Annotated in this window: 20 protein-coding genes; 11 read left to right on the top strand and 9 right to left on the bottom strand. The window is 73.9% G+C overall.

Annotation, left to right across the window (positions count from 1 at the left end):
- Positions 1–217: 217 nt before the first annotated feature.
- Together ACFZA0_RS28295 and ACFZA0_RS28290 are read right to left on the bottom strand one after the other, a co-directional pair.
- The gene (locus ACFZA0_RS28295) at positions 218–1,210 is read right to left on the bottom strand and encodes an SUMF1/EgtB/PvdO family nonheme iron enzyme (RefSeq protein WP_391022107.1); all 993 of its coding nucleotides are present in this window, start codon (positions 1,208–1,210) and stop codon (positions 218–220) included.
- 172 nt (positions 1,211–1,382) lie between these two features.
- A complete protein-coding gene (locus ACFZA0_RS28290; RefSeq protein ID WP_391022105.1) occupies positions 1,383–1,907 on the bottom strand; it encodes a GNAT family N-acetyltransferase in 525 nt (174 codons plus the stop codon).
- A 151-nt stretch (positions 1,908–2,058) separates the two neighbouring features.
- On the opposite strand from ACFZA0_RS28290, the gene ACFZA0_RS28285 reads away from it, so the two are divergent.
- On the top strand, positions 2,059–3,291 hold the full coding sequence (locus ACFZA0_RS28285; protein WP_391022103.1) for a cysteine desulfurase-like protein: 1,233 nt from the start codon (positions 2,059–2,061) through the stop codon (positions 3,289–3,291).
- Between the two features lie 116 nt (positions 3,292–3,407).
- On the opposite strand, the gene pepE is transcribed toward ACFZA0_RS28285, so the two are convergent.
- Together pepE and ACFZA0_RS28275 are read right to left on the bottom strand one after the other, a co-directional pair.
- Complete coding sequence (pepE, locus tag ACFZA0_RS28280; RefSeq protein WP_391022101.1) at positions 3,408–4,133, bottom strand: dipeptidase PepE; 726 nt, start codon at positions 4,131–4,133, stop codon at positions 3,408–3,410.
- A 29-nt stretch (positions 4,134–4,162) separates the two neighbouring features.
- The gene (locus ACFZA0_RS28275; protein WP_391022099.1) at positions 4,163–4,987 is read right to left on the bottom strand and encodes an IclR family transcriptional regulator C-terminal domain-containing protein; all 825 of its coding nucleotides are present in this window, start codon (positions 4,985–4,987) and stop codon (positions 4,163–4,165) included.
- A gap of 225 nt (positions 4,988–5,212) precedes the next feature.
- Here ACFZA0_RS28275 and ACFZA0_RS28270 point away from each other — a divergent pair, with 225 nt between their 5' ends.
- Genes ACFZA0_RS28270 through ACFZA0_RS28260 form a run of 3 tightly spaced genes read left to right on the top strand, consistent with a single transcriptional unit; the run spans position 5,213 to position 8,860 of the window.
- Positions 5,213–6,166, top strand: a complete 954-nt coding sequence (locus ACFZA0_RS28270) for a DUF1177 family protein (RefSeq protein ID WP_391022097.1) — start codon at positions 5,213–5,215, stop codon at positions 6,164–6,166.
- Between the two features lies 1 nt (position 6,167).
- Positions 6,168–7,535, top strand: coding sequence for a cytosine permease (locus ACFZA0_RS28265; RefSeq protein ID WP_391022095.1), 1,368 nt, complete (start codon positions 6,168–6,170; stop codon positions 7,533–7,535).
- The gene (locus ACFZA0_RS28260; RefSeq protein WP_391022093.1) at positions 7,532–8,860 is read left to right on the top strand and encodes a M20/M25/M40 family metallo-hydrolase; all 1,329 of its coding nucleotides are present in this window, start codon (positions 7,532–7,534) and stop codon (positions 8,858–8,860) included. The genes ACFZA0_RS28265 and ACFZA0_RS28260 overlap by 4 nt, the downstream gene beginning before the upstream one ends.
- 21 nt (positions 8,861–8,881) lie before the next feature.
- Here ACFZA0_RS28260 and ACFZA0_RS28255 read toward each other — a convergent pair whose 3' ends face one another.
- The gene (locus tag ACFZA0_RS28255; RefSeq protein ID WP_391022090.1) at positions 8,882–9,946 is read right to left on the bottom strand and encodes an amidohydrolase family protein; all 1,065 of its coding nucleotides are present in this window, start codon (positions 9,944–9,946) and stop codon (positions 8,882–8,884) included.
- Between the two features lie 206 nt (positions 9,947–10,152).
- On the opposite strand from ACFZA0_RS28255, the gene ACFZA0_RS28250 reads away from it, so the two are divergent.
- Entirely contained in the window at positions 10,153–10,944 is a 792-nt protein-coding gene (locus ACFZA0_RS28250) for a helix-turn-helix domain-containing protein (RefSeq protein ID WP_391022088.1), read from the top strand.
- Between the two features lie 6 nt (positions 10,945–10,950).
- On the opposite strand, the gene ACFZA0_RS28245 is transcribed toward ACFZA0_RS28250, so the two are convergent.
- Entirely contained in the window at positions 10,951–12,204 is a 1,254-nt protein-coding gene (locus ACFZA0_RS28245; protein ID WP_391022086.1) for a low temperature requirement protein A, read from the bottom strand.
- A gap of 363 nt (positions 12,205–12,567) precedes the next feature.
- Between ACFZA0_RS28245 and ACFZA0_RS28240 the strand changes: the two genes are divergently transcribed.
- The 5 genes from ACFZA0_RS28240 to ACFZA0_RS28220 all read left to right on the top strand — a co-directional run bounded on the left by ACFZA0_RS28240 (position 12,568) and on the right by ACFZA0_RS28220 (position 18,448).
- Entirely contained in the window at positions 12,568–13,353 is a 786-nt protein-coding gene (locus ACFZA0_RS28240; protein ID WP_391022084.1) for an IclR family transcriptional regulator C-terminal domain-containing protein, read from the top strand.
- An 81-nt stretch (positions 13,354–13,434) separates the two neighbouring features.
- Positions 13,435–15,153, top strand: a complete 1,719-nt coding sequence (locus ACFZA0_RS28235; protein ID WP_391022082.1) for a hypothetical protein — start codon at positions 13,435–13,437, stop codon at positions 15,151–15,153.
- Entirely contained in the window at positions 15,150–15,866 is a 717-nt protein-coding gene (locus ACFZA0_RS28230) for a hypothetical protein (RefSeq protein WP_391022080.1), read from the top strand. Before ACFZA0_RS28235 ends, ACFZA0_RS28230 begins: the two co-directional genes overlap by 4 nt.
- Positions 15,863–16,882, top strand: a complete 1,020-nt coding sequence (locus ACFZA0_RS28225) for a membrane dipeptidase (RefSeq protein ID WP_391022078.1) — start codon at positions 15,863–15,865, stop codon at positions 16,880–16,882. Before ACFZA0_RS28230 ends, ACFZA0_RS28225 begins: the two co-directional genes overlap by 4 nt.
- Before the next feature lie 114 nt (positions 16,883–16,996).
- A complete protein-coding gene (locus ACFZA0_RS28220) occupies positions 16,997–18,448 on the top strand; it encodes an MFS transporter (RefSeq protein WP_391022076.1) in 1,452 nt (483 codons plus the stop codon).
- A 66-nt stretch (positions 18,449–18,514) separates the two neighbouring features.
- Here ACFZA0_RS28220 and ACFZA0_RS28215 read toward each other — a convergent pair whose 3' ends face one another.
- From ACFZA0_RS28215 to ACFZA0_RS28205, 3 genes are all read right to left on the bottom strand, one after another.
- Positions 18,515–18,820 (bottom strand): antibiotic biosynthesis monooxygenase, encoded by a 306-nt coding sequence (locus ACFZA0_RS28215; RefSeq protein WP_391022074.1) that lies wholly within the window; start codon positions 18,818–18,820, stop codon positions 18,515–18,517.
- A gap of 67 nt (positions 18,821–18,887) precedes the next feature.
- The gene (locus ACFZA0_RS28210; RefSeq protein ID WP_391022072.1) at positions 18,888–20,180 is read right to left on the bottom strand and encodes a M48 family metallopeptidase; all 1,293 of its coding nucleotides are present in this window, start codon (positions 20,178–20,180) and stop codon (positions 18,888–18,890) included.
- A gap of 251 nt (positions 20,181–20,431) precedes the next feature.
- Positions 20,432–20,833 (bottom strand): VOC family protein, encoded by a 402-nt coding sequence (locus tag ACFZA0_RS28205; protein ID WP_391022070.1) that lies wholly within the window; start codon positions 20,831–20,833, stop codon positions 20,432–20,434.
- Between the two features lie 435 nt (positions 20,834–21,268).
- On the opposite strand from ACFZA0_RS28205, the gene ACFZA0_RS28200 reads away from it, so the two are divergent.
- Entirely contained in the window at positions 21,269–22,156 is an 888-nt protein-coding gene (locus ACFZA0_RS28200; protein WP_391022327.1) for a YhjD/YihY/BrkB family envelope integrity protein, read from the top strand.
- The last annotated feature ends 168 nt before the right edge of the window (positions 22,157–22,324 follow it).

Below are 22,324 nucleotides of genomic sequence, written 5' to 3'. Positions count from 1 at the left end.
CGGGGCGGCCGGTGTGCGGGATTCGTCCCCGTACGGGAGGAGACGGCGCGAAGAAACGTCGCAGCTCCCGGCGGCCACGGGTCTCGGCCCGTTGTCCGGGACGTCACCGTCCTCCGCACCTGGGGCGAAGATGCCGTCATGGGCAGGGGGCGGAACTTCCATGATCTCCGCAGGACATTTACGTGGCCCACGGCGGTGCCGGGCGCGCGGCGGGCGTTCACACGTCCCAGGCGACCCGGAACCCCGTGTTGCCCGACGAGCTGTCCGGGCTGTTGCCGGTCCTGGCCGCGACGCGGTAGCGGTTGCAGTACGAGTCGTGGCACAGGTAGGAACCCCCGCGCATGACACGGGCCGTGCCGGTGCCGGGTCCGGCCGGATTGACGCACGCGGCGCGCGGTCCGTCGGGACCGGCGGGGGCGTCGGCGCCGTGGTCGGTGGCCCACCAGTCGGCGCACCACTCCCAGACGTTGCCGGCCACGTTGTACAGGCCGTGGCCGTTGGGCCGGTAGGCGGTGACCGGTGCCGTGCCGGTGTGGCCGTCCTCGGCGGTGTTCTGGAAGGGGAAGCGGCCCTGCCAGATGTTGCAGCGGTGCTCCCCGCCCGGGGTCAGCTCGTCGCCCCAGGCGTAACGGGCGCCCTCGAGTCCGCCGCGGGCCGCGTACTCCCACTCGGCCTCCGTCGGCAGCCGGGATCCCTCCCAGCGGCAGAACGCCTGCGCGTCGGCCCACGACACGTGCACCACCGGATGGTCGCCCCGGCCGTCGAGACCGCTGCCGGGGCCTTCGGGGGCGGCCCAGTACGCGCCCCGCACACCGCACCACCAGGGGGTCGCGTCGGGGCGCGGGGAGTCCCGCCGCAGCGGTCCGGGGAGGAACTTGGCGAACACGTACGACCAGCCGAAGACCTCGGCCTCGGTGCGGTGACCGGTGGCCCCGACGAACGCCGCGAACCGGTCGTTGGTCACGCAGTACGCGTCGACGGCGAACGGGCCGACGCTCACCTCGCGCACGGGGCCCTCGCCGTCTCCGGGGTTGGCGTCGGCGTCCTCGCTGCCCATCAGGAAGGTGCCGCCCGGCAGTTCGAGGCGTCGGCCCGCCGCGGCCGAGCCCGGACCCGGGTCCTGCGCGGCCGGCGGTCCGGGCGGGACCGGGGCGGCCGTCAGGTCGAGGGGGCCGCCGGTGCGGCCGGGCGAGCAGCAGTGCGAGGACACGTCCGGTGGTTCCTTTCCGCGGGTCGGACCGCGGCGAACGAGGCACGGGTCCCACGCCACCGAGCCTACTGTCACCCCCGGGACGGCCCTTCGGGCAGGTGGGGACCTCCTCGCCGGACGACCGGCCCGACCACCGCTCCGGGGGCACGGGTGCCCGGCGGCGCGGCCGGAGTCAGGGGCGGTCGGTGAGGGGCCGCTCCATGCAGAGCAGCCGCTCCCGGTCCTCCCACGACGGTGCGGTGCGAAAGCCGAGCCGTTCGTAGAGGGCGACCGCTCCGCCGCGCCAGTCCCACACCGTCAGCGCCACCGTGTGCGCGCCGTCGGCGCGGGCCCGGTCGAGGGCCGCGCCGACGAGACGGCTCGCGACGCCGCGGCCGCGGAACTCCGGCCGCGTCCAGAGGCGTTTGATCTCGGCGCGTCCGTCCACGGGTGCCGTCACCACCAGGCAGCCCGCCGCGGTCCCGGCCGCGGACGCGACGAGCACCGTGGCCCCCTGCGCGGCGAACAGGACCCCCGGGTTCAGCGCCTCGGCACGGTACCGCTCGGGCAGTTCCGACGCCGTCGGCACGGGCTCGCCCTTCTCGGCCTCGGTGCGCAGGTGGTAGTCGGCCAGCAGGGCCGCCACGGCGGCTTCGTCGGCGGGTGTCCCGTCCAGCGGGCGGACGAGGATCTCCTGTTGCGGATCGGACGCGTTCACCGGGCAAGCGTCGCACCGACCGGCACGCGGCTCGTGGCCGGGACCGCGCGTGCCCCGCGTGGCCGGTGCGCGACGATCGGGTAGTACGACCACACGTGTCAGTCACCTGCTCACCGGCCCTCGCGGCCGGTCAACGCCCTACGGAGCACACATGGCCTTCGACGTCGAAGCGATTCGCGCGCGGGTTCCCGCGCTCAAGTCCGGCACCGCCCGGTTCGACGCACCCGGCGGTACCCAGACGCCCCAGCCGGTCATCGACGCCGTGGCGGACGCCCTCGCCCGCCCGCTGGCCAACCGGGGCCGGACCACCGAGGGCGAGCGCAACGCCGAGGACCTGGTCGCCGGCGCGCGCGAGGCGATGTCCGACCTGCTCGGCGTGCCCCCCAACGGCGTCGTCCTCGGGCGCAGTTCCACCCAGCTCGCCTACGACCTGTCGCGCACGCTCGCCAAGGACTGGGGGCCGGGCGACGAGGTGGTGGTCAGCAGGCTCGACCACGACTCCAACATCCGGCCGTGGATCCAGGCGGCCGAGGCCGCCGGAGCGACCGTCCGGTGGGCGGACTTCGACCCGGGAACCGGTGAACTGCTGCCCGAACACGTGGAGTCGGTGCTCTCCGCCCGCACGCGACTGGTCGCGGTGACCGCCGCGTCGAACCTGATCGGCACCCTGCCCGACGTCCGTGCCATCGCCGAACTGGCCCACGGCGTCGGGGCGTTGGTGCACGTCGACGCCGTGCACTTCGCGTCGCACGCGCTCGTGGACCTGGCCGCCCTGGGCGCGGACACCCTGGTGTGCTCGCCGTACAAGTTCCTCGGACCGCACCTGGGTGTGCTGGCGAGCAGGCCCGAACTCCTGGAGACCCTGCACCCCGACAAGCTGCTGCCGTCCAGCGACGCCGTCCCCGAGCGCTTCGAACTCGGCACGCTGCCCTACGAGTTGCTGGCCGGTACCCGGGCCGCCGTCGACTTCCTCGCGGACCTCACGGTGTCCGCGGAGACCGGTCCGGGCGGCGCCGTGCCGGCGGCGGGCTCGCGCCGCGACCGGCTGCGCGCCTCCTTCGACGCCCTCGCGGTCCACGAGGAGGCGCTGCGGGCGCGCCTGGAGGGCGGGCTGGCCGCGCTCGACGGCGTCACCGTCCACTCCAGGGCGGCACGTCGCACCCCGACGCTCCTGTTCACGGTGGCGGGGCACCGCCCGGCGGACGTCTCCCGCCATCTCGCCGAGCACGGTGTCGACGCCCCGGCCGGCTCCTTCTACGCGTGGGAGGCGGCACACCGGCTCGGGCTGGGCGCCGAGGGCGGCGTGCGCGTCGGGCTGGCCCCGTACAGCAACGCCGACGACGCGGAGCGCCTGTTGGCGGCACTGGAGTCGCTGGGTCGGTAACGGGACAACGGGACGCGCCGGTCAACCAGCCCCCGATGCGGAGCGGTTGACCGGCGCTCGACGCCCCCGGCCGCCCGGCCGTCCGGCTGCGGTTCCGCCGTACCGCAGCGCCCGTACTACCCCCGCACGTCGAACTCCGGCCGCACGGTGAGCAGTTCGGAGACGTCCGAGCCGGCCGGCAGTTCCAGCGGAGGCGTGCCGCGGCGGAACAGCCGGGCCTCCCGCGCGCCGTCCACGTGGGCGCGGGTGCCGTCCACCCGCAGCCAGGAGCCCTCGCGCAGGCCGAGCACCGGCACGTCGTTCTCCTCCAGGAACTCCGTCAGCCGCTCCTCGCGGGTCTCCCCCTTGTGGGTGGAGCCGGGGTCGGGGTCCAGGTAGTGCGGGTTGATCTGGAAGGGGACCAGGCCCAGGGCCTCGAAGGAGGGCGGCTGCACGATCGGCATGTCGTTGGTGGTGCGCAGCGTGGGGGCCGCCATGTTGGTGCCCGCGCTGGCGCCCATGTACGGCAGCCCGTCGCGCACCCCGGCCGCGAGCGCGTCGCGCAGGCCGGTGCGGTACAGCGCGGACAGCAGCCGGAAGGAGTTGCCACCGCCGACGAACACCGCGTCCGCCTCCGCGAGCCGGGTGAGCGGGTCGCCGTCCTCGTGCACCCCGCGCACCTGGACGCCGGTCCCGTCGAAGGCTCCGGCCACCTTCGCCGTGTAGGCGTCGTGGTCGGCGAGCGCGTACGGCACGAACGCCAGCCGGGCCTTCGCCGGCAGGAACGCGGTCACGACGTCCAGGGCATGTTCCAGGTAACTCCGGCCGTACTGGGTGGAGTTGGACAACAGCAGCAGGTTCACGGGGTGGCTCCTCACGGTGGGGGTGCGGGTCAGGTGGTGCGCGGGGTGCGCATCCGGCGGGGGCGCTGCGGGGGCTGGGTCAGTCGCTGTTCGAGCAGCCGGGCGGCGCGGCGCAGGGCGTCCAGCCGGTCCTCGGGTCCGTCGGGGAACCGCTCCTTGGCGGCGCCGAGGCTGAGGCTTCCGTAGGGTTCGCGGCCGAGGAAGACCGGGACGGCGACGGTGCCGATCCCCGCGTCGTACTCCCCCACCGTCCAGGCGTACCCCTGGGCGCGCACCTGGAGGAACTCGCGCTCCAGCTCGTCGGGTTCGGTGACCGTGCGGTCGGTGAAGCGGGCCACCGGCCGGTCGCGGAACAGCAGACGGCGCTGCTCGTCGGGGAGGAAGGCGAAGTACGACTTGCTGGTGGCGCCCGCGTGCGCCGGGTACAGCTCGCCGACCAGGGGGTAGTAGCGCAGCGGCCCTTCCTCGCCCTCCACGGCGGCGACGCAGCGCATGTGGAAGTTGTCGGGCAGGCAGAACAGGACCGTGTCGCCGGTGGCGGCGCGCAGTTCCTCCAGGACGGGTCCGGCGAGCAGTTCCAGTGAGCCGGAGCGCTCCCAGAGCCGTCCGAGCCGCAGCACGGCCGGGCCGATGCGGTAGCGGCGGGTCGCCGGGTCGGAGACGAGGAAGCCGCGTCCGGCGAGGGTGGACAGCAGCCGCTGGGCGACGGACGTGTCCCAGCCGAACTCGGCGGCGACCTCGGTGACGCCCCAGTCGGGGCGCGTGCGTTCGAAGGCGAGCAGCACCAGCAGAGCGCGGTCGACGGTCTGCAGTGCGCCGGCCGGTGTCTTCCGGTCGAGCGAGATCTCGGCCACGCCACTCCTCGGGTTCGCGGGGTCCCGCTCCTGCGGTCGGGGTCCGGGGCCCGGTTCGGATTCGGGTCCGGGTCCATGGCCAGGTGCGGGTCCGGCACCAGCCCGGCCACCCGTCTCGACATCCGGATCCTCATTGCAGATAACGGGAAACAGTTGCGGAGAACGCTAACCGATCCCGACTCTGCTGTCAGCACCGCCCCCGGTGCGGATCAGGAGAAACCATCCATGCTCAAGTACGTCCTGGACATCATGGACCTGCTGGACGATCCGGACGCCGACGGCAAGCGCGTCGCCGCGCACCTCGACGGCGTCGCGGGCCCCGCGGGCTCCGGCGCGCAGGTCACCACGGTCAGCGGCGAGCGCGGCTCGACCGACTTCGTGCTCGTCCGCGTCCCCGGCCGGTCCGGCCGCACCGCGGGCGGCACCGCGCGCACCCTCGGCGTGGTCGGCCGGCTGGGCGGTGTGGGAGCGCGCCCCGAGATGACCGGCCTGGTCTCCGACGCGGACGGCGCGGTCGCGGCGCTCGCGACGGCGGCGAAGCTGCTGGACATGCGGCGCCGCGGCGACGTGCTCGACGGCGACGTCGTCGTGGCCACCCACGTCTGCCCCGACGCGCCGACCGCGCCGCACGACCCGGTGCCGTTCATGGACTCGCCGGTCGACATCGCGACGATGAACCGGCACGAGGTGACCGAGGACATGGACGCCGTGCTGTCCATCGACACCACCAAGGGCAACCGGATCATCAACCACCGCGGACTCGCGCTGTCCCCCACCGTCAAGGAGGGGTGGGTGCTCAAGGTCTCCGAGGGGCTGGGCGAACTGCTCGCCGTCGTGACGGGTGAGCCGTTGGTCACGTACCCGGTGACCACGCAGGACATCACCCCGTACGGTAACGGTGTACACCACATCAATTCGATCCTGCAGCCGGCCACGGCGACGGCGGCCCCGGTCGTCGGCCTCGCGGTGACCTCGGCCGCGGCGGTGCCCGGCTGCCAGACCGGCGCGAGCCACGAGACCGACATCGCGGCCGCCGCCCGGTTCGCCGTCGAGACCGCCAAGGGCTTCGGCGGCGGCCGTCTGGACTTCCACGACCGGACGGAGTTCGACCAGTTGCTCGCCCGCTACGGCTCGCTGGCACACCTGCAGACCCTCGGCCGCGAAACCAGGGAGTCGTGACATGGCCACCACCAAGAAGCTGGGCAGCGACGACTACTCGCTGTCCCGGGTCCCGCGCGACGAGCGCCTGGGCTTCGGCACGATGCTGCTCCAGTGGCTCGCCCAGTCCGGGTCCATCTCGCAGTTCACGCTCGGCGCCACCATCGGCGTCGGCATGTCGTTCGGCGGCGCGTTCCTGGCGTTCACCCTCGGTGCGGTGATCCTGGAGGTCGTCATCTTCGCGATCGGCCTGGCCGGCATGCGCGAGGGTCTGGCGACCCCGATGCTGACCCGCTGGGTGGGCTTCGGGCGCAACGGCTCGGCCCTGGTCAGCCTGGTGATCGCGGTCAGCCTCGTCGGCTGGTTCGGCGTGCAGAACACCATCTTCGGCGAAAGCGTCTCCGAACTCGTGGGCGGCCCGTCGTGGATGTGGTGCGTGGTGGCCGGCGCCGCCATCACCGTGCTCGTCATCTTCGGCTTCCGCTACATGGCGGTGTTCGCGAAGATCGTGACGCCCCTGTTCTTCGCGATGGTCGCCTGGTCCGTCGTAGACGCGCTCACCGACCACTCGTTCTCCGAGCTGATCCACTCCCCCGCGCCCGGACAGGCGGTGCCGCTCTCGGTCGCCGCGACGGCCATCGCGGGCGGCTACATGACCGGCGCGATCGTGGCTCCCGAGATGACCCGCTACAACAGGAAGGGCGCGCACGTCTTCCTGCAGAGCGCGTCCTCGATGATCCTCTCCGAGTACATCGTGGGCATGACGGGCGTGCTGCTCGGCCACATGGTCAGGAGCAGCCAGGTCTCGAACATCGTCCTGTCGACGTCCGGCGTCTTCGGCGTCCTGGTCGTCCTGATGTCCACCGCCAAGATCAACGACTGGAACCTGTACGGCTCCTCGCTCGGCGTCGTCAACTTCTTCCAGGTCGTCTTCGGCCGTCGGCTGCACCGGGGCGCGGTCACCATCGTGCTCGGTGTCGCGGGCACCGCCCTGTCCGCGGTCGGCATCATGACCCACTTCACGGACTTCCTGTCCGTGCTGGGCGTCGCCATCCCGCCGGTCGGCGGCATCATCGTCGCCGAGTACTGGATCGTGCGCCGCATGCGCAAGCCGCTCGACGAGACCCGCGAGGCGGGCACCCTGCCGGCCACCTCACCCACCTGGGTGCCGCTGTCCCTGGTCATCTGGGCCGCCGCGTTCTGTGTCGGCAAGTTCTACGACGGCGGCATCCCCGCCCTCAACTCCCTGCTGACGGCGTTCGTCCTGTACTCCGTGCTCGGCCTGGCCGGCTGGATCAGGACCTACGGCACCTCCACCCTCACCGAAGAGGCCGACGGGGCGGAAGCCGCTCCCGCCGTCCCCGGCACGGCCCCCGTAGGAGCGGCATGAGCACCACCGTCCCGTCCGTCGTCCCCGCCTCGGAAGAGGCGCAGCGCGAAGTCGTCGAACTGTGCGCCGAGTTGATCCGGTTCGACACCTCCAACCCGACCAGCGACGAGCGCGCCTGCGCCGACTGGGTGGTCGCGCGCCTCGCCGAGGCCGGCATCGACTCCGAGTTGGTGGAGAGCGCGCCGGGCCGCGCCAACGTGATCGCCCGCATCCCGGGAGCCGACCCCGCCCGCGGGGCGCTCCTGGTCCACGGCCACCTCGACGTCGTGCCCGCCGACGCCGCCGAGTGGCGGGTGCCGCCGTTCTCCGGGGAGATCGTCGACGGCTACCTCTGGGGCCGCGGAGCGATCGACATGAAGGACACGGTGGCCGTGATGCTGGCCACCGCACGCCACTTCGCCCGGACCGGCACCCGGCCGGCGCGGGAGATCGTGCTCGCGTTCCTCGCCGACGAGGAGGCGGGCGGCAGGTTCGGCGCGCACTGGCTGGTGGAGCACCGGCCGGAGCTGTTCGCCGGGGTGACCGAGGCGATCGGCGAGGGCGGCGGCTTCAGCTACGCGCTGGACGACACCCGGCGGCTGTACCCGATCGAGAACGCGCAGCGCGGCATGGCGTGGATGGAACTGACCGCCACCGGCCGCGCCGGACACGGCTCCTCCCCGAACGACGAGAACGCCGTCACGGACCTCGCCGAGTCGCTCACCCGGATCGGCCGGCACACGTTCCCCGTGCGGCTGATCGAGCCGGTACGGGCGCTGCTCACCGAGGCCGCCGGACTGCTGGGGGTCGACGTCGACCTGGACGCCGACGACCTGGACGCCGAACTGGCGAAGCTGGGCCCGGTCGCCGACTTCATGCAGGTGGTGCTCCGCAACTCGGCCAACCCCACCATGTTCTCGGCCGGTTACCAGACCAACGTCATCCCGGGGAAGGCCACCGCCCGGGTGGACGGCAGGTTTCTGCCGGGCCACGAGCAGGAACTGATCGACGCCGTCGACGCGTTGCTGCTCCCGTCGGTGACCCGCGAGTGGGTCAACCACGACATCGCCATGGAGACCACCTTCGACGGACCGCTCGTCGACGCCATGTGCGCGGCGGTGCGGGCGGAGGACCCGGACGGTCACCCCGTGCCGTACTGCAATCCCGGCGGCACGGACGCGAAGGCCTTCACGCACCTGGACATCCGCTGCTTCGGCTTCAAGGGCCTGAAGCTGCCGCACGACCTGGACTACGGGCGGCTGTTCCACGGCGTGGACGAGCGGGTCCCCCTGGAGGGACTGCGGTTCGGGGTACGGGTGATGACCCGCCTGTGGCAGGGCTGCTGACCGACGGCAGCGTCAAGTCCCCTACGGCCGGGGCATGTTGACCGGCCCGGTGGCCGGGAGCGTCGTCCCGGCCACCGCGCGGCGCGTGTCGCCCCCGGCGCCCAGCAGGCGTCCGGCGTTGCGCGCGGTGAGGGACCGCCAGGTGTCGGGCGCCGGCTGGGGTGCCGCGTCGATCGAGGCGACCTGGGCGAGCACTCCGGCGTCGGGCGTCCAGCAGGAGTCGCTGCCGTAGAGAAGCCGCTCGGTGCCGAACAGGGCCGTCAGAGCCGGGACTTGGCGGGGGAACGGCGTTCCCGCGGTGTCGAACCACAGCTCGCGCAACTGCTCGTGGACCGCTACGGACGGCGCGCCGGCCACGATCCCGCCCGCCCGGAACATCTCCATGCGGTCCGCGAGCAGGGGCAGCACGCCGCCGCCGTGCGTGAAGATCCACCGGATGTGCGGGAACCGCAGGAGCACGCCGTTGAAGACGAGGGTGCTCACCGCACGCGCCGTGTCGAAGAGGAACTCCGCCACGGGGCGCGGCAGTCCGCAGGCCACCTCCTCGGCGTGCGGGGGCGAGGTGGGGTGCACGAAGACCGTGGCCCGGCGCCGGTCGAGCTCGCGCCACAACGGTTCGAAGCGCGGGTCCCCGAGGTAGACGCCGTGCGCGTTCGTCTCCACCGCGAGCCCGTCCGCGCCGAGGCGGTCCAGCGCACGGGCCGTCTCCTCGACGCTTCCCCCGACGTCCGGGAGCGGCGGCGAGGCGAAGTGCCCGAAGCGGGTGGGGTGTTCGCGCCGGGTCGCGGCGCCGAAGTCGTTCATCTCCCGGGTGAGCGTGCGGGCCGCACGGTCGTCGCCGAAGTGCGTCCCCGGCGAGGACACCGACAGGTAGGCGCGGGCGATCCCGGCGCGGTCCATGAGGGCGAGCTGCCGCTCGACGCTCCACTCGGGCCAGCCCGGCATCCCGTCCGGACGGACGTGCCCGGCGGCGCGCGCCTCGGCCGCGTAGCGCTCGGTCACGAAGTGGGCGTGCACGTCGACCAGCCCGGGGGCTGCGGCGGCCGGCACTCCGGTGGTCTCCGGGTCCTGGGCTCCTGCGGTCATCTCGGGTTCCTTTCGCGGTCGGGGACGGCCGTGCCGACGGGGGCCGGCTCCACGGCACTCGGGGCGGGGGCGCCCACGGGATACGGGGCATCCGCCGCGCGGGGGCCGGACGGCCCGCCGGTCGTACCGCCCCGGGCCGCGTCCTACGCTAGGCGGAAGCACCACTGACCGGCATCACACGTTCCGCTCAATGGCACGGAGATCCCATGCCCACGGCAGTACCCGAACCGGCCCGGGGCCACCGCCCGCCCTCGGGCGACGGCGTCCTGGACCGGGCGTTCGCGCTGTTGCGCGCCTTCGACGCGGACCACCGGTCGCTGGGGCTCGCGGACCTGTCGCGCCGTACCGGCATTCCCCGCAGTACCGCGCTGCGGCTGGCGCGCACGCTCGTCGGCGTGGGCGCGCTGGAACGGCTCGACGACGGGCGGTTCGTGGTCGGGGTCGGGCTGCTGGGAATCGCCGCGCTCGCGCCGCGCGGCCACGGGCTGCGGGCCGTCGCGATGCCGTACCTGGAGGACCTGTTCCACGTCACGCGTCAGCACGTCCTGCTGGCGGTGCGGGACGGGGACGAGGCGGTGCTGGTGGAGCGGCTGTCCGCGCAGGACGCGGATCCGGTGCGGTTCCGGATCGGCGGCCGGATGCCGCTGGCGGAGAGCGGCGCGGGCCTGGTGCTGCTGGCGTTCGCCCCCGCCGACGTGCGGGAACGGGTCCTGGCGGACTTCAGGCCGGGCGAGGCGCTGGCCGGGGTCCGCGGTACCGAGGACCTGCGCCGCGCCCTGGCCGAGGTGCGGCGCGGCGACTACGCGGTGGGCAGCGGGCGGCTGCCGTGGCCGCGCAGCACGGCAGCCGCGCCGGTACGGGACGCGGACGGGGTGATCGCGGCGCTGTCGGTGGTCGCGCCGACGGACGGCTTCGACCCGGCGCGGTACGTGCCCGCCGTGCGCGCGGCGGCGCGGGCGGTCTCGCGGCAGTTGGCGGGAGCGCCGGGGCCGGGCTGACCCCGGTCACGGGCCGGGCCGGTCCGCCGTCGGCGTCGGCTCCGGCGCGGGCCCGCGCCCCGACGGCGTGGTCGCGTACGAGAACCAGGCGACCGCCGCCACGAGCAGCCAGATCGTCAGGACCGGCCGGCCCGTCTCCCCCACCGCGCCGACGGCCGCGCACACCGCGAGCGCGGGGACCGCCGCGAGCAGCAGGCGGGGGCGGGCGACCGGGCGGGTGAGGGCGCCGAGGGCGGTGGCGACGCACAGGTGGGCGCCGAGCGCGCAGGCCATGATCCAGGCGGTCTGTGCCGGGAGGCGTCCGTCGGCGTGCTCCAGCGCCGAGCCCAGACCGGCCGCGAACGCGGCGAGGGACCCCGCCACGAGGCAGTGCAGGCCCATGAGGGTGCGGGGACTGAGGGTCGTGGCCCCGGCCAACGGCACGCCCCCGAAGCCGCGTTGCAGCGACAGCCACCACAGCAGCACGACGGCGAGGAAGGCGGGGGCCGCCCCGGCGAACAGGGCCTTGCGCCAGTCGGCCTCCGACCCGACCTCCACGAGCTGGTACACGGCCTCGCCGAGCACGATCAGGACGAACAGCCCGAGCCGCTCCGCCAGATGCTCGACGTCGGTGCGCACGATCTCCACCGCCCTCCCCGGACCGCCCCCCGACCGCGAGCGGCGGCCGGGCACCTCGCGCCGGCTCTTCTCGTTCTCGCGCCGCACGTGTTCGTCGACCTGTTCCCGCAGGTGGCGGCCGGAGACCAGGAAGGTCAGTCCCAGGTCGATGGCGACACCCGCCGCCCACAGCCAGTAGCGGGCCGACTCCGGCACCCAGATGGACACCGTCCAGGGCAGGACCCCGGCGCCGATCTGGGCGACCGGCCAGTCCACCAGCGCCTGCCGCCGCGACTCCAGCACCTTGCTGCCCAGGACCCGTACGAAGACGTAGCCGATGGCGAAGGCCCTGGCGTGCTCGCCCTCCTGGACGCCGTGCACGGCCGCGGCCATCACCGTCAGGCCGAACATGCACAGCAGCACCGTGCTGACGTGGACGGTCTCCGCGGCGATGTTGCCGTACAGCGTCGTGCAGGTCCACGCGGACCAGAACGCCAGGAACAGCACCACGTACAGGCCCGCGTCGTGCCAGTCCGGGGCGCCGTGCAGCAGGTGGGCCAGCTGCCCCACCCCGGCGACGGCCACGAGGTCGAAGAACAGCTCCAGCCAGGAGGCGTGACGAGCGGCTTGGGGCGCCGTGAGCGCGTGTTTCGTTTCGGCCACGCGCCGACAGTACGCGGCGCGCGATCACCCGGTCCACGTGACGGCGCGGGCCGGTGGACCACCCGCCGGACACCGCAACCGGCCCTGCTGCCGCCGTCGGTGACGACCCGTCAGGTCGGCCTCGGGTCCCGCCGGAACCCGCTCCCCGGCCGGTGACCCACCCGGCCCGGTCCGGCCTCGTCTGCTCGCGGTCCCCGCCGCCCCGTCGCGGCAGGACGCACCGCTCGCACGGCGGCCCGCCGCCAGGAGGACGGCGGGGGCCGCCAGGACGTCGGTGAGGAGACCAGAAATTAACAAAGTGTCCCTTGTCCGCCTCCTGATCGACGCCTACAGTTCCGGCGTCTCTCAGAGAAGGACAGCGTCATGCATATAGTGACACCCGGGGATGCGGACGACACGTCGCGCCGTACCACCCGTCCACTGAGCACCGCGCTCAAGGTGCTCGCCCTGCTCGACTTCCTCGCCGACTCGGACGAGCCGGTCCGCGTCTCGGCCCTGGCCCGCGCCGTCGGCGCCTCCCGGGCCGAGACCCACCGCCAGCTGGTGACTCTCGAAGCCGCCGGCTGGATGGAGCAACTGCCCGACGGCTCCTACCGGTTGACCCTGCGCCCCGCCCATCTCGGTCACACGGCACTGCGCCAGGCCGGGATCGGGGAACGCACCTCCCCGTTGCTCGCCGAGGCCGCGCGTGCCTGCGGCGAGGTGGTCAGCATCGCGGTCCTCGACGCGGACACCGCGCGGGTGGTGCAGCGGGCCGAGCCCGGCCGGGCCCTGCACGCGACCCTGCTCCTCGGCGACCGGCTCAGCCTGCGCTCCAGCGCCTCCGGACGGCTGCTGTGCGCGCTGGCCGACGACGGCACGGCGGCGTCCCTCGCCCGCACGGGTGTCGCGCTGCCGACGGCGGACGACCTGGCGCTGATCCGCGCCACCGGCTGGGCGACGTCCACCGACGACGCCGAGGACGGCATCGCCGCGCTCGCCGTACCGCTGTGCCGCGAGGACGGCCGCAGCGTCGCCGCGCTGAGCGTGCACGGGCCGCGCGACCGGATCACCTCCGCCGGAGCGCTCGCCGTCCTGCGTCCGCTGACCCGGCGCATCGAACCCCTGCTCCGACTCGACGGCGGCGCCTCCTTCGGCCTGCACGCCTGACCGGCCGCAGCCCGTCCCGCCGGCTCCTCACCCGGCCGGCCCTCCCCCGCCCGCACGCCCCACAGCACCCGGAAAGCACTGATGAGCGCACCCGCAGCCCCCTTCGCCCCGCCCACCGAGACCGTTCCCCGGCCGCCCGGCCGGCTGCTGAGCCCCGAGCGTCTCGCCCTCCTGCCGCCCACCCGGCTGAGCGCCGGACGTGCCCTCGTGCACCGCATGGTCCGCGAGCGGTGGCGCGTGGAGTGTCTGGAGTTCGACGTCGACGCGGAATCGCGCGGCCGGGTCCGCTACCGCGTGCACACCCCGTCCGGCCCGCTGGACTTCGTGGCGTTCTCCTTCACGCCCAAGCTGGAGGGCCGCACCAGCCGCATCGTCGGCACCGACTGGGACATGACCGGCGCCCTCTTCGACGGGACCGCCGACGAGGCCGACCTGGAGCACACCCGGCGCGAGATGCCCAAGCTGTACGGCGGCCGGGCCACCGCGCACACCCTCGTCTGGTGCCGTTCCAACCGCAGCCTGCGGCTGTTCGAGCACGTCGTGGAGAGCCTCGCGGCCGGCGGGCAGCCCGACGCGGGGCGGCTGTGGGACGTCGGTTACCTGATGCGCAACACGGGCCTGGACGGCAACGGCACCTTCGGCACCCGCTCGTTCGCCGCGCTGCCGGACCACCACCCGCTGGCCGCGCCGCTGCACGCGCAGATGCTCGCCGCGTACCTGATGCGGGAGTTCTCCGCCGACCTCGCCGAGCACCTGGCACGGCACCGCAACCCCCAAGCACCCGCGCTCGACACCGAGTTGAGGCGCTGCCTGGGCCTGGGCAACGCGTCGGCGCTGGGCCTGGTGTTCTTCACCAACAACCACCCGCGGCTGGTGGACCGTTGGCTGGCCCTGCGCGAACAGGCCCTGGTCCGGGCGCTGTACGCGCGCCGCGGCACCGCGCACCTGGCCGCGGTGCGCGAGCGCATCGGGCGCACGGCCCGCTTCCACGAACAGGACCCCACCGTCTACGGGGAGTTCGAGCCGCCGGCCGAGCTGGCCGCCGCGCTGCACCGCGCCGCCGGACTGCTCGACACGCTCGACGCGCCCGACACCGACGACGCGCTGCCGCGCCTGTGGACACGGTGGAACCTCGAACTCGGACCGGCCGCCGTGGAGTCGCTGGCCGGCGTGCTGATCGACAGCGTTCCGGACCTCACCGACCCGCTGGTGGACGGGCAGCGCGTGGACGAGACGCTGACCGGCGACCCGGCCGCCTCCACGGCCGCCCTCCTGGCCCTGCTGGAGCGCGACTACGGCTGGGCCCTGGGCACCGACCTGACCGCGCCCTGCGCGCTGCGCCACGTCTGGTACAAGTCCCGGGCCGCCGAGGAACCCCGGCGCGGGCCCCGCGAGGAGGTCACCGAGGGCCTCGACTGGGGCCTCAACGTGCCGCGTTCGGTACAGGACCTCGCCGAGGACCTGCGGGCCGCCGACCCGGGCGAGACCGTGGGCGCCTTCTGCGTGCGCCACCCCGGGCACCGCGACACCGTCGCCCGCGTCCAGGGCCTGGCGGACGGCGCGCTGCACAGCCCGCACATGAACATCGCCGACGACGCGTTCCTGCCGGTGCGTGTCGTGCGGTTCGTCAACTCCGCCGTGCACGGCCTCGACAAGACCGCCGACTCCGCCGGCCGCAACGTCCTGGGCCTGCTGTTCCACGGCGCGCCCACCCGCCACACCCTGCACGACGACGACGCGGACGACTGGGCGCTGCCCGCCCGTCCCGCCGCCGCCCGGACCAGCGAGGAGACCTCGTGAGCACGACCGCCGTACGCACCGCAGCAGTTGGGTCCGCCGAGCGCCCCGGCGCCGTGGACACCGACGCCGACGTCCTCTCCGTGTCGGTCCGCGAGATGCGGCTGATGACCGGCCGGGTGATGCTGACCACGACCGTGCCGTTCGGCAGCGCCGCCGCCGCGCGGGACGTCGTGGTCGCGGCGGAGATACACGGCCTGGGCGGACTCGCGGGTCTGCTCGACGCCCTGCCCGCGCTGCGCGGTCCACACCTGCGCCCCGAACTCCGGTACACAGCAGCCGGGTTCGTCTTCCCCGACGCCCGCGCCCAGCCCCCGCTCGCGACCGCCGCCGACCTGCTCGACCTCGCGGTCGCCGCGGCACCGGCGGACGGTTCGGCACGCCTCGCCGCACCCGGCGGCGACTGGGCGGTACGGGCCCTGGTCCCGCTGGCCGCCCGGCACGGAGTGGAACTGACCGTCTCACGGGACGAGTTGACCGTGCGCCGCGCCACCGCGGGTCCCCGCACCGGGCCCGACGCCGCCGAGCACCGGGCGCTGTCCTACGGCGTGCGCGTGCCGGCCGCGCTGTGGCACCGGGTGGTCGCCGAGGCGGAGTCGGCGCTGACGCCGGACAGCCCGCTGTCCCGCACGCACGCCGGTGACTCCCTGTTCGGTCCCGGCGGGGAGATCCTCGCCGAGGTCGGCGAGGACGAACCGGTGGGGGTGGCCTCGTGACCGCCGCCGCGCCGCTCGTGATCGACGGCCTCCAGTGCGGGCCGTACGACCGGGAGGTGTTCGAGCAGTTGCGCGCGGGCGGCGTGACCTGCGCGACGGCGACCGTGGCCTTCTGGGAGGACGCGGTGGAGACGATGGACGCCCTGGCCGCGTGGCACGACCTGGTCACCGCCAACGCCGACCTGGTGCTGCTCGCGCGGAGCGCCGCCGACATCGGGCGGGCCCGCGCGGAGGGCCGTACCGCGATCCTGCTGGGGGCGCAGAACGCCAGCCCGTTGCAGGGCCGTCTCGGTTTCGTGCGGCTGTTCCACGACATGGGGCTGCGGGTCATGCAGCTCACGTACAACAACAACAACGAGTTCGGCGGCTCCTGTTACGAGGAGTCCGACCCGGGGCTGACCCGTTTCGGCCGCGAGGTCGTGCGGGAGATGAACGCGGCCGGCATGCTCGTCGACCTGTCGCACTCCGGGGACCGCACCCGGCGCGAGGCGATCGCGCACTCGGCGGCGCCGGTGGCGATCACGCACGCCAACCCCCGTTCCCTGTACGGCCATCCGCGCAACGCCGACGACGCCACGCTCAAGGAGCTGGCCGCGCGCGACGGGGTGGTCGGGCTCGCCACGTACCGCTCCATCTCCGGGCGGTACGCGGCGACCCTCGACGACTGGTGCGAGATGGCGGCCCGGACCGTCGAACTCGTCGGCGTCCGCCACGTGGCCATCGGCACCGACCTCAGTCCCAAGGCGGGCCCGGCGGAGTTCGCGTGGATGCGCAAGGGCCGCTGGACCCGCGGCGAGCAGCGCGGCGCCGACCTGGCGGTGCCCGCGGCCGAACCGGCCGAACCGGCCGAGCCGGCCGACGACACCGAGTGGCTCGCCGACGCGTCGGGGCTCGCCCTGGTCGCGGACCGGCTCACCTCGCGGTTCGGGTTCTCCGCGGCCGAGGCGGAGGCCGTCGTCGGGGGCAACTGGCTGCGGCTGTACACGACCGTTCTCGGTTCCGGGACCGGTACCTGAGCGAGGCCGGGCGGACCGCTGCAACGGTCCGCCCGGCCGCGACCCGCCCACCGACGGCGGCCCCCTTCCACGTCACGGACCGGGCCGCCCTCCAACCGAAAGGGCCGACGGGCCATGACATATGAGCACACCGGCAAGGAGCCGCGCACATCGGGCTCGGGCACCGCGACCACCTCCCCGCCCGTCCCGGCCGGCGAGGTGGCGGCACAGGAGCGCGCCGCACGGCTGACGGCGCGCGTCGACCGGCTCCCGATGACCTGGGTGCAGGGCCGGATCCTCTCGCAGGGCGGCCTGAGCACCACCCTCGACGGCCTCGACCTCGGCATCATGTCCTTCCTGCTGCCGCTGATCACCACCGCGTTCGCGCTGACCGGCACCGAACAGGGCCTGGTGGCGAGCGCCACCCTGGCGGGCGCCTTCCTCGGCGACCTGTCGCTGGCGGTGCTGGGCAACCGGGTGGGCCGCAAGCCGCTGCTGCTGTGGTCGCTGGCGCTGTACTGCGGCTGCACGCTGGTGTCGGCCGCGTCCCCCGACTTCGGGATGCTGCTGGCGCTGCGCTTCCTCGCGGGCGTCGGCGTGGGCGTGAACGTCAACATCGTGATCCCCTACCTCGCGGAGTTCGCGCCCCGCAAGGCCCGTGCCACGTACGTCGGTTCGCTGGCCGCGTTCTTCGGGCTCGGCTACGTGCTGGCGGCGCTCATCGGCACGTTCGTGGTGGCCAGGGTCGACAACGGCTGGCGCTGGGGGCTCGTCCTGGTGGGGCTGCCGGTGGCGCTCGCCCTGTGGTGGCGGCGCGGGCTGCCGGAGTCGCCGCGCTACCTGCTGCTGAAAGGGCGCGACGAGGAGGCGGAGGCGGTCGTCGCGGATCTGGAGCGGAAGGTGGCCGCCCGCACCGGCGTACCGCTGCCCGACCCCGAACCGCCGCAGCTCACCGAGCGGGACGAGGACCTGGGTTTCGTACGGCAGTTCACCGCGCTGTGGCAGGGGCCGTACCTGCGGCAGACCGTCGTGGTGTGGAGCATGTTCTTCGTCGCGAGCTTCGCCTACTACGGGTTCCTCACCTTCCTGCCGAGCATGCTGCTCGACCGGGGCATGAGCATCACCGACAGTTTCGGCTACTCGCTGCTGGTGGAGATCGCGCAGGTGCTCGGCTACTACCCGGCGGCGTGGCTGGCCGACCGCACGGACCGCAAGTGGAGCATCGTGGGGTGCCTGGCGGCGTCCACCGTCGTCGCGTTCCTGCTGTCCCAGGCGCACGCGGACGCCGCGGTCCTGGTCCTGAGCATCCTGCTGGGCTTCTTCCTCAACGGCCTGTACGCGCCGCTCTACACGTACCTGCCGGAGGTGTACCCGACCCGCCTGCGTTCGATGGCGGCGGCAACGTCGGACGCGTTCAGCCGGGTGGGCGGCATCGTCTCCCCGATGATCATCGGGAGCATGTACGCGACGCTGAAGTTCGGCGGGGTGTTCACCCTGATCTGCCTGGTGCTGGCGGCCGGCTGCGTACTGACCCTGACGCTGTCGACGGCGACCAGGGGACGTTCGCTGGAGACCCTGTCGGACTGAGACCGCGCACAACAGGAGCCGCCCGGCGAGGAGTTGACGCCGGGCGGTTCGTGCCGTCGGGGCGGGTCAGAGGTCGAGGTGGGCGCCGCCGAGGACGGTCAGCTCCGTCGCGTCGGAGTACCCGGCGATCAGCGGACGCGCCCGTTCGATCGCGGCCCGGGTCTCCTCCGGTTCCAGGGAGGCGTCGTGGGCCGCGCGGTCCGTCCACACCTCGGTGACCCACACCGCGTCGGGTTCGCCGGAGGTGCTCACGACGTACTGGAGACAGCCGGGAACCTTCTCCAGCGCCCCGGCCGCCGCGAGAAGCACTGCGACCAACTCGTCCCGCCTGCCGGGCCGCGCGGAGAACTTGCCGATGAGTCCATATGCCATGGGCACACAGTAGGAGCCAGCCGTGGCCGGGGCGTCCGGTACCCGCGAACGGGGACGGCGGGCGTGCCTACTTCAGGTAGCCCTCGCTGAGGATCCGACGGCCGATCGTCCGTCGTGCGCCCGCCAGTTCGGCCGCGATCAGCCGGTGCCGGCCGTCGTCCGCCACGACGACCGCCCGGAGGGGCCCGCTGCGGAGCAGCAGCTCCTGGCGCAGGGCGGCCGAGGGGTGGGTCAGGTCGAGCGAGTGTCCCCGCCGGAGCTCGACACGTCGGCACCGCTCGTATTCGTGCTCCGGTACCGACGCCGTGTGCGCGACGAACGCCTCCCACAGTTCGTCCGAGCGGGTTTCCGCCTCGCGGGCAGCGCCCGGCCCGCGAAGCGCCGCCCTGTTGGTCTCGCGGTGCAGGAATCCCGTCAGCGACCCGGCGACCAGAACCAGGCCGAGGAGCTGTGCGGCAGCCTCCGTCGAAGCGACACGGGCGGACTCGCGGTCGCCGAAGTACACGGCGCGCTGCACGTCCCGCACCGTCAGGTGGCGCAGCGTCACGAGGACACCGTGGACGAACAGGCAGGGCACCAGGCAGACGAGGTTCTGGAGGACTTCGAGCCAGTCGGACGGCTCCCCGTCCGGGAGCAGGTGACCGCGCCAGACCAGCAGCGTGTGGAAGGCCGACGCCGGCAGCCGGTGGCGGGCGTTCCCCTTCTTGTGGAAGCCGAGTTCGTGGCTGAGCACAGCGATCCGCTGCTGCGGTGTGGTGGCCTCCCACAGGGGCACGCCCAGAAAGAGGACCCGGCGTCCGCGGACACCGAGCGTCCCGATCCCGGCGTTGAACTCGGGGCCGAGAGCGACGGCGTCCACACCACGGCTGCCGACCGCGTCCGCCACCGCGTCGATCAGGGCGAACAACTCGGGTGCCTCGGCACGGCCCAGCACCGGTCTGTCCGTGGGCCACCGGGCGCGCCGCGGCCGGAGCACCCAGGCGAGCGCCAGCAGGAGGACGCCGAACCCGGGGCCGACGACACCCCAGGGGTGCGACACCACGAGCCAGCCTCCCAGGGCGGCCAGTGCCAGCGTCACACCGTGCACGGCGAGCGCGATGGCGTGGGCGAGCGCCAGGGAGGCGTCCCGTCCGGGGCGCAGTGTCCCGCCCGCGAGCGCCTCGGCGAACAGGCTCTCGCCGTGTCTGCGCGCCAGCGCGCGCCGGACCTTCTCCATCCGTCCCGGCCGTTGTTCCGCCGGACCCACCGGGTCCACGTTCCAGTCGCAGGCGGCGCACCAGGCGGTGAACCGAGCATCGGCCCGGATGCCGGCCCCGCACTGCGGACAGTTCCGTACGACTTCCCCGACGCCGGTGCCCACGGCCGCCCCTTCCCCCGCGGCCCCTCCCCAGGAACCGCCTGTTCATGACAGCACGAAGTTGATCATGCCGAGGGAGCCGGGGCAAAGCCGTCGCCCGGTTCGGCCCACGGAGCCCTCCGGAGTCGGGAGCCGCCCGGCCCGGCCCCTCCGCCGTGTCGGCGCAATCCGCGGCGGTGTCCTGCCGTCCGTTCCGCGCCCGGCCCCCGTCGGGTCGCCCCGGACCGGCCTGCGGGCGGCCCGGGGCGGTCGCGTCAGCGGGTTCCGGCTTCCGGGAGGCTGCCGTACGGGCGGGTGATGATCTCCATGCCGTGACCCGCCGGATCGCGGAAGTAGAGGCCCCGGCCGCCGTGGTGGTGGTTGATCTCGCCGGGCAGTGTCAGGTGCGGGTCGGCGTAGAAGGTGATCCCGGCCTCCCGGATGCGGGCGTGGGCGGCGTCGAACTCCTCGTCGGAGAGGAGGAACGCGTAGTGCTGCGGCGACAGGTCCGCGGCCGGGACGGTCGCGAAGTCCAGGGTGACCCCGTTCGCGGTCTCCACCGGGACGAACGGGCCCCACGGGGCGCCGGCCTCCAGGCCGAGGACGCGCGCGAGGAACGCGGCGGACTCCCGGTTGTCACGGGCGTGGACGATCGTGTGGTTCAACTCGACGGACATGGGTGGAATGCCTCCGTGGGCAGACTCACGGCACCTCCATGCCTCACCCGGACGGTGACCGGCACGCGATGCGGTGACCGAGCCTAGGGGCTGTCCGGCGGCAGCGGGCCCCACCGGTGCGCGCGGCCGCCGGTCACGCCCGCCGTCCGGGTGGACACCGGGCACGCTTTCCCGCGCGACAGGGGTGCGAGGGAAAGTCCGGGGAAGGTGCGTTACGAGTTCTGTTCGGGCGGGTTCGTCCGCGCCGGAGCGCCGACCGAGCCAGCCGTCGAGAGGACACGCACGCACATGACTGCGCAGACGCCCGGCGCGGCCGCACCAGGGAGGCGTCCCACGTCCGCCGGCTCGACCGCACGCACCGCGCTCCGCCGCGCGGGCGCCCGTACCCGGGTGCCCTCGGCCTGGTGGCCCGCGCTGCGGCGCACCCCCGTGTCGATGTGGAACGACGACATCACGGACTACGCGGCCGCCCTCACCTACTACGCGATCCTCGCCGTGCTGCCCGCGATGCTCGTCATGGTCATCTCGTTCGGACTGATCAGCCCGGAAACCGCCGAGCAGTTCATCACGCACGTCACCGACTACGCCCCGGCCGAGTCGGGCGCCGAACTCCACGAGGTCCTGACCCGGACCCTGCGCGCCGACTCGACGGCGTGGACGCTGATCGTGGCGGGTTCGGCGAGCGCGCTGTGGTCGGCGTCGAGCTACCTGGCGGTGTTCCGCCGGGCACTGCACCGGATGCACCGCGTGGGCGACCAGCGCTCCACGCTGCGGCGCGCGCACCGGATCGTGCTCACCGCGCTCGCGCTGCTGGGCCTGTTCGTGGTCAGCGTGCTGGTGCTGCTGCTGACGGGGCCGCTGGCCGAGGCCGTGGGACGCGTCCTCGGGCTGGGCGAGACGGCCGCCTGGGCGTGGAGCCTGCTGCGGTGGCCGTTGCTGCTGCTCCTGGTGGCCGTTCTCGTCGTGGTCGTCTTCCACACCGGCCCCGCGGCGGCCTACCGGCGGCGGCACAGCCTGCCCGGCGGGATGCTCGCCGCGGCCCTGTGGCTGACGGTGTCCGCCGGGTTCGCGTTCTACGCCTCCGCGCTGAGCACGTACAGCAGGCTCTACGGTTCGCTGGCCGGTGTGGTGGTGTTCCTGATCTGGCTGTGGCTGTCCAACCTCGCGCTGCTGTCGGGGGCGCAGTTCACCGCGGAGCTGGCGCACCACCCCCGCGCGGAGGCACCGGTGACCGCGGCCGCCGACGGGACCCTGCCGGAGGATGCCGCCGCACCCTCCCGGGGGCCGGCGGCGAACCCCGCCGCGGGCGTCCCGCGCCCCTGAGACCCCCTCCGCCGCAGCCTTCCCTTCTGTGGTGCTTCCGCGGGGAATACGTGGACGGACGGTGATCACCCACCCCGCGCCGGAGGCCCGCCCCGGGGTACGCTGCGTCCGCGTGACGGGACGTCGGGCACCGGCCCACGCGGCACGCGAGGTCACCGCGCGGTCGTC

The sequence above is a fragment of the Streptomyces sp. NPDC008150 genome (assembly GCF_042956945.1).
GTDB lineage: Bacteria > Actinomycetota > Actinomycetes > Streptomycetales > Streptomycetaceae > Streptomyces.
Note: the sequence above shows the minus strand (reverse complement) of the source record. Positions and strands in the feature narration are given on the sequence as shown.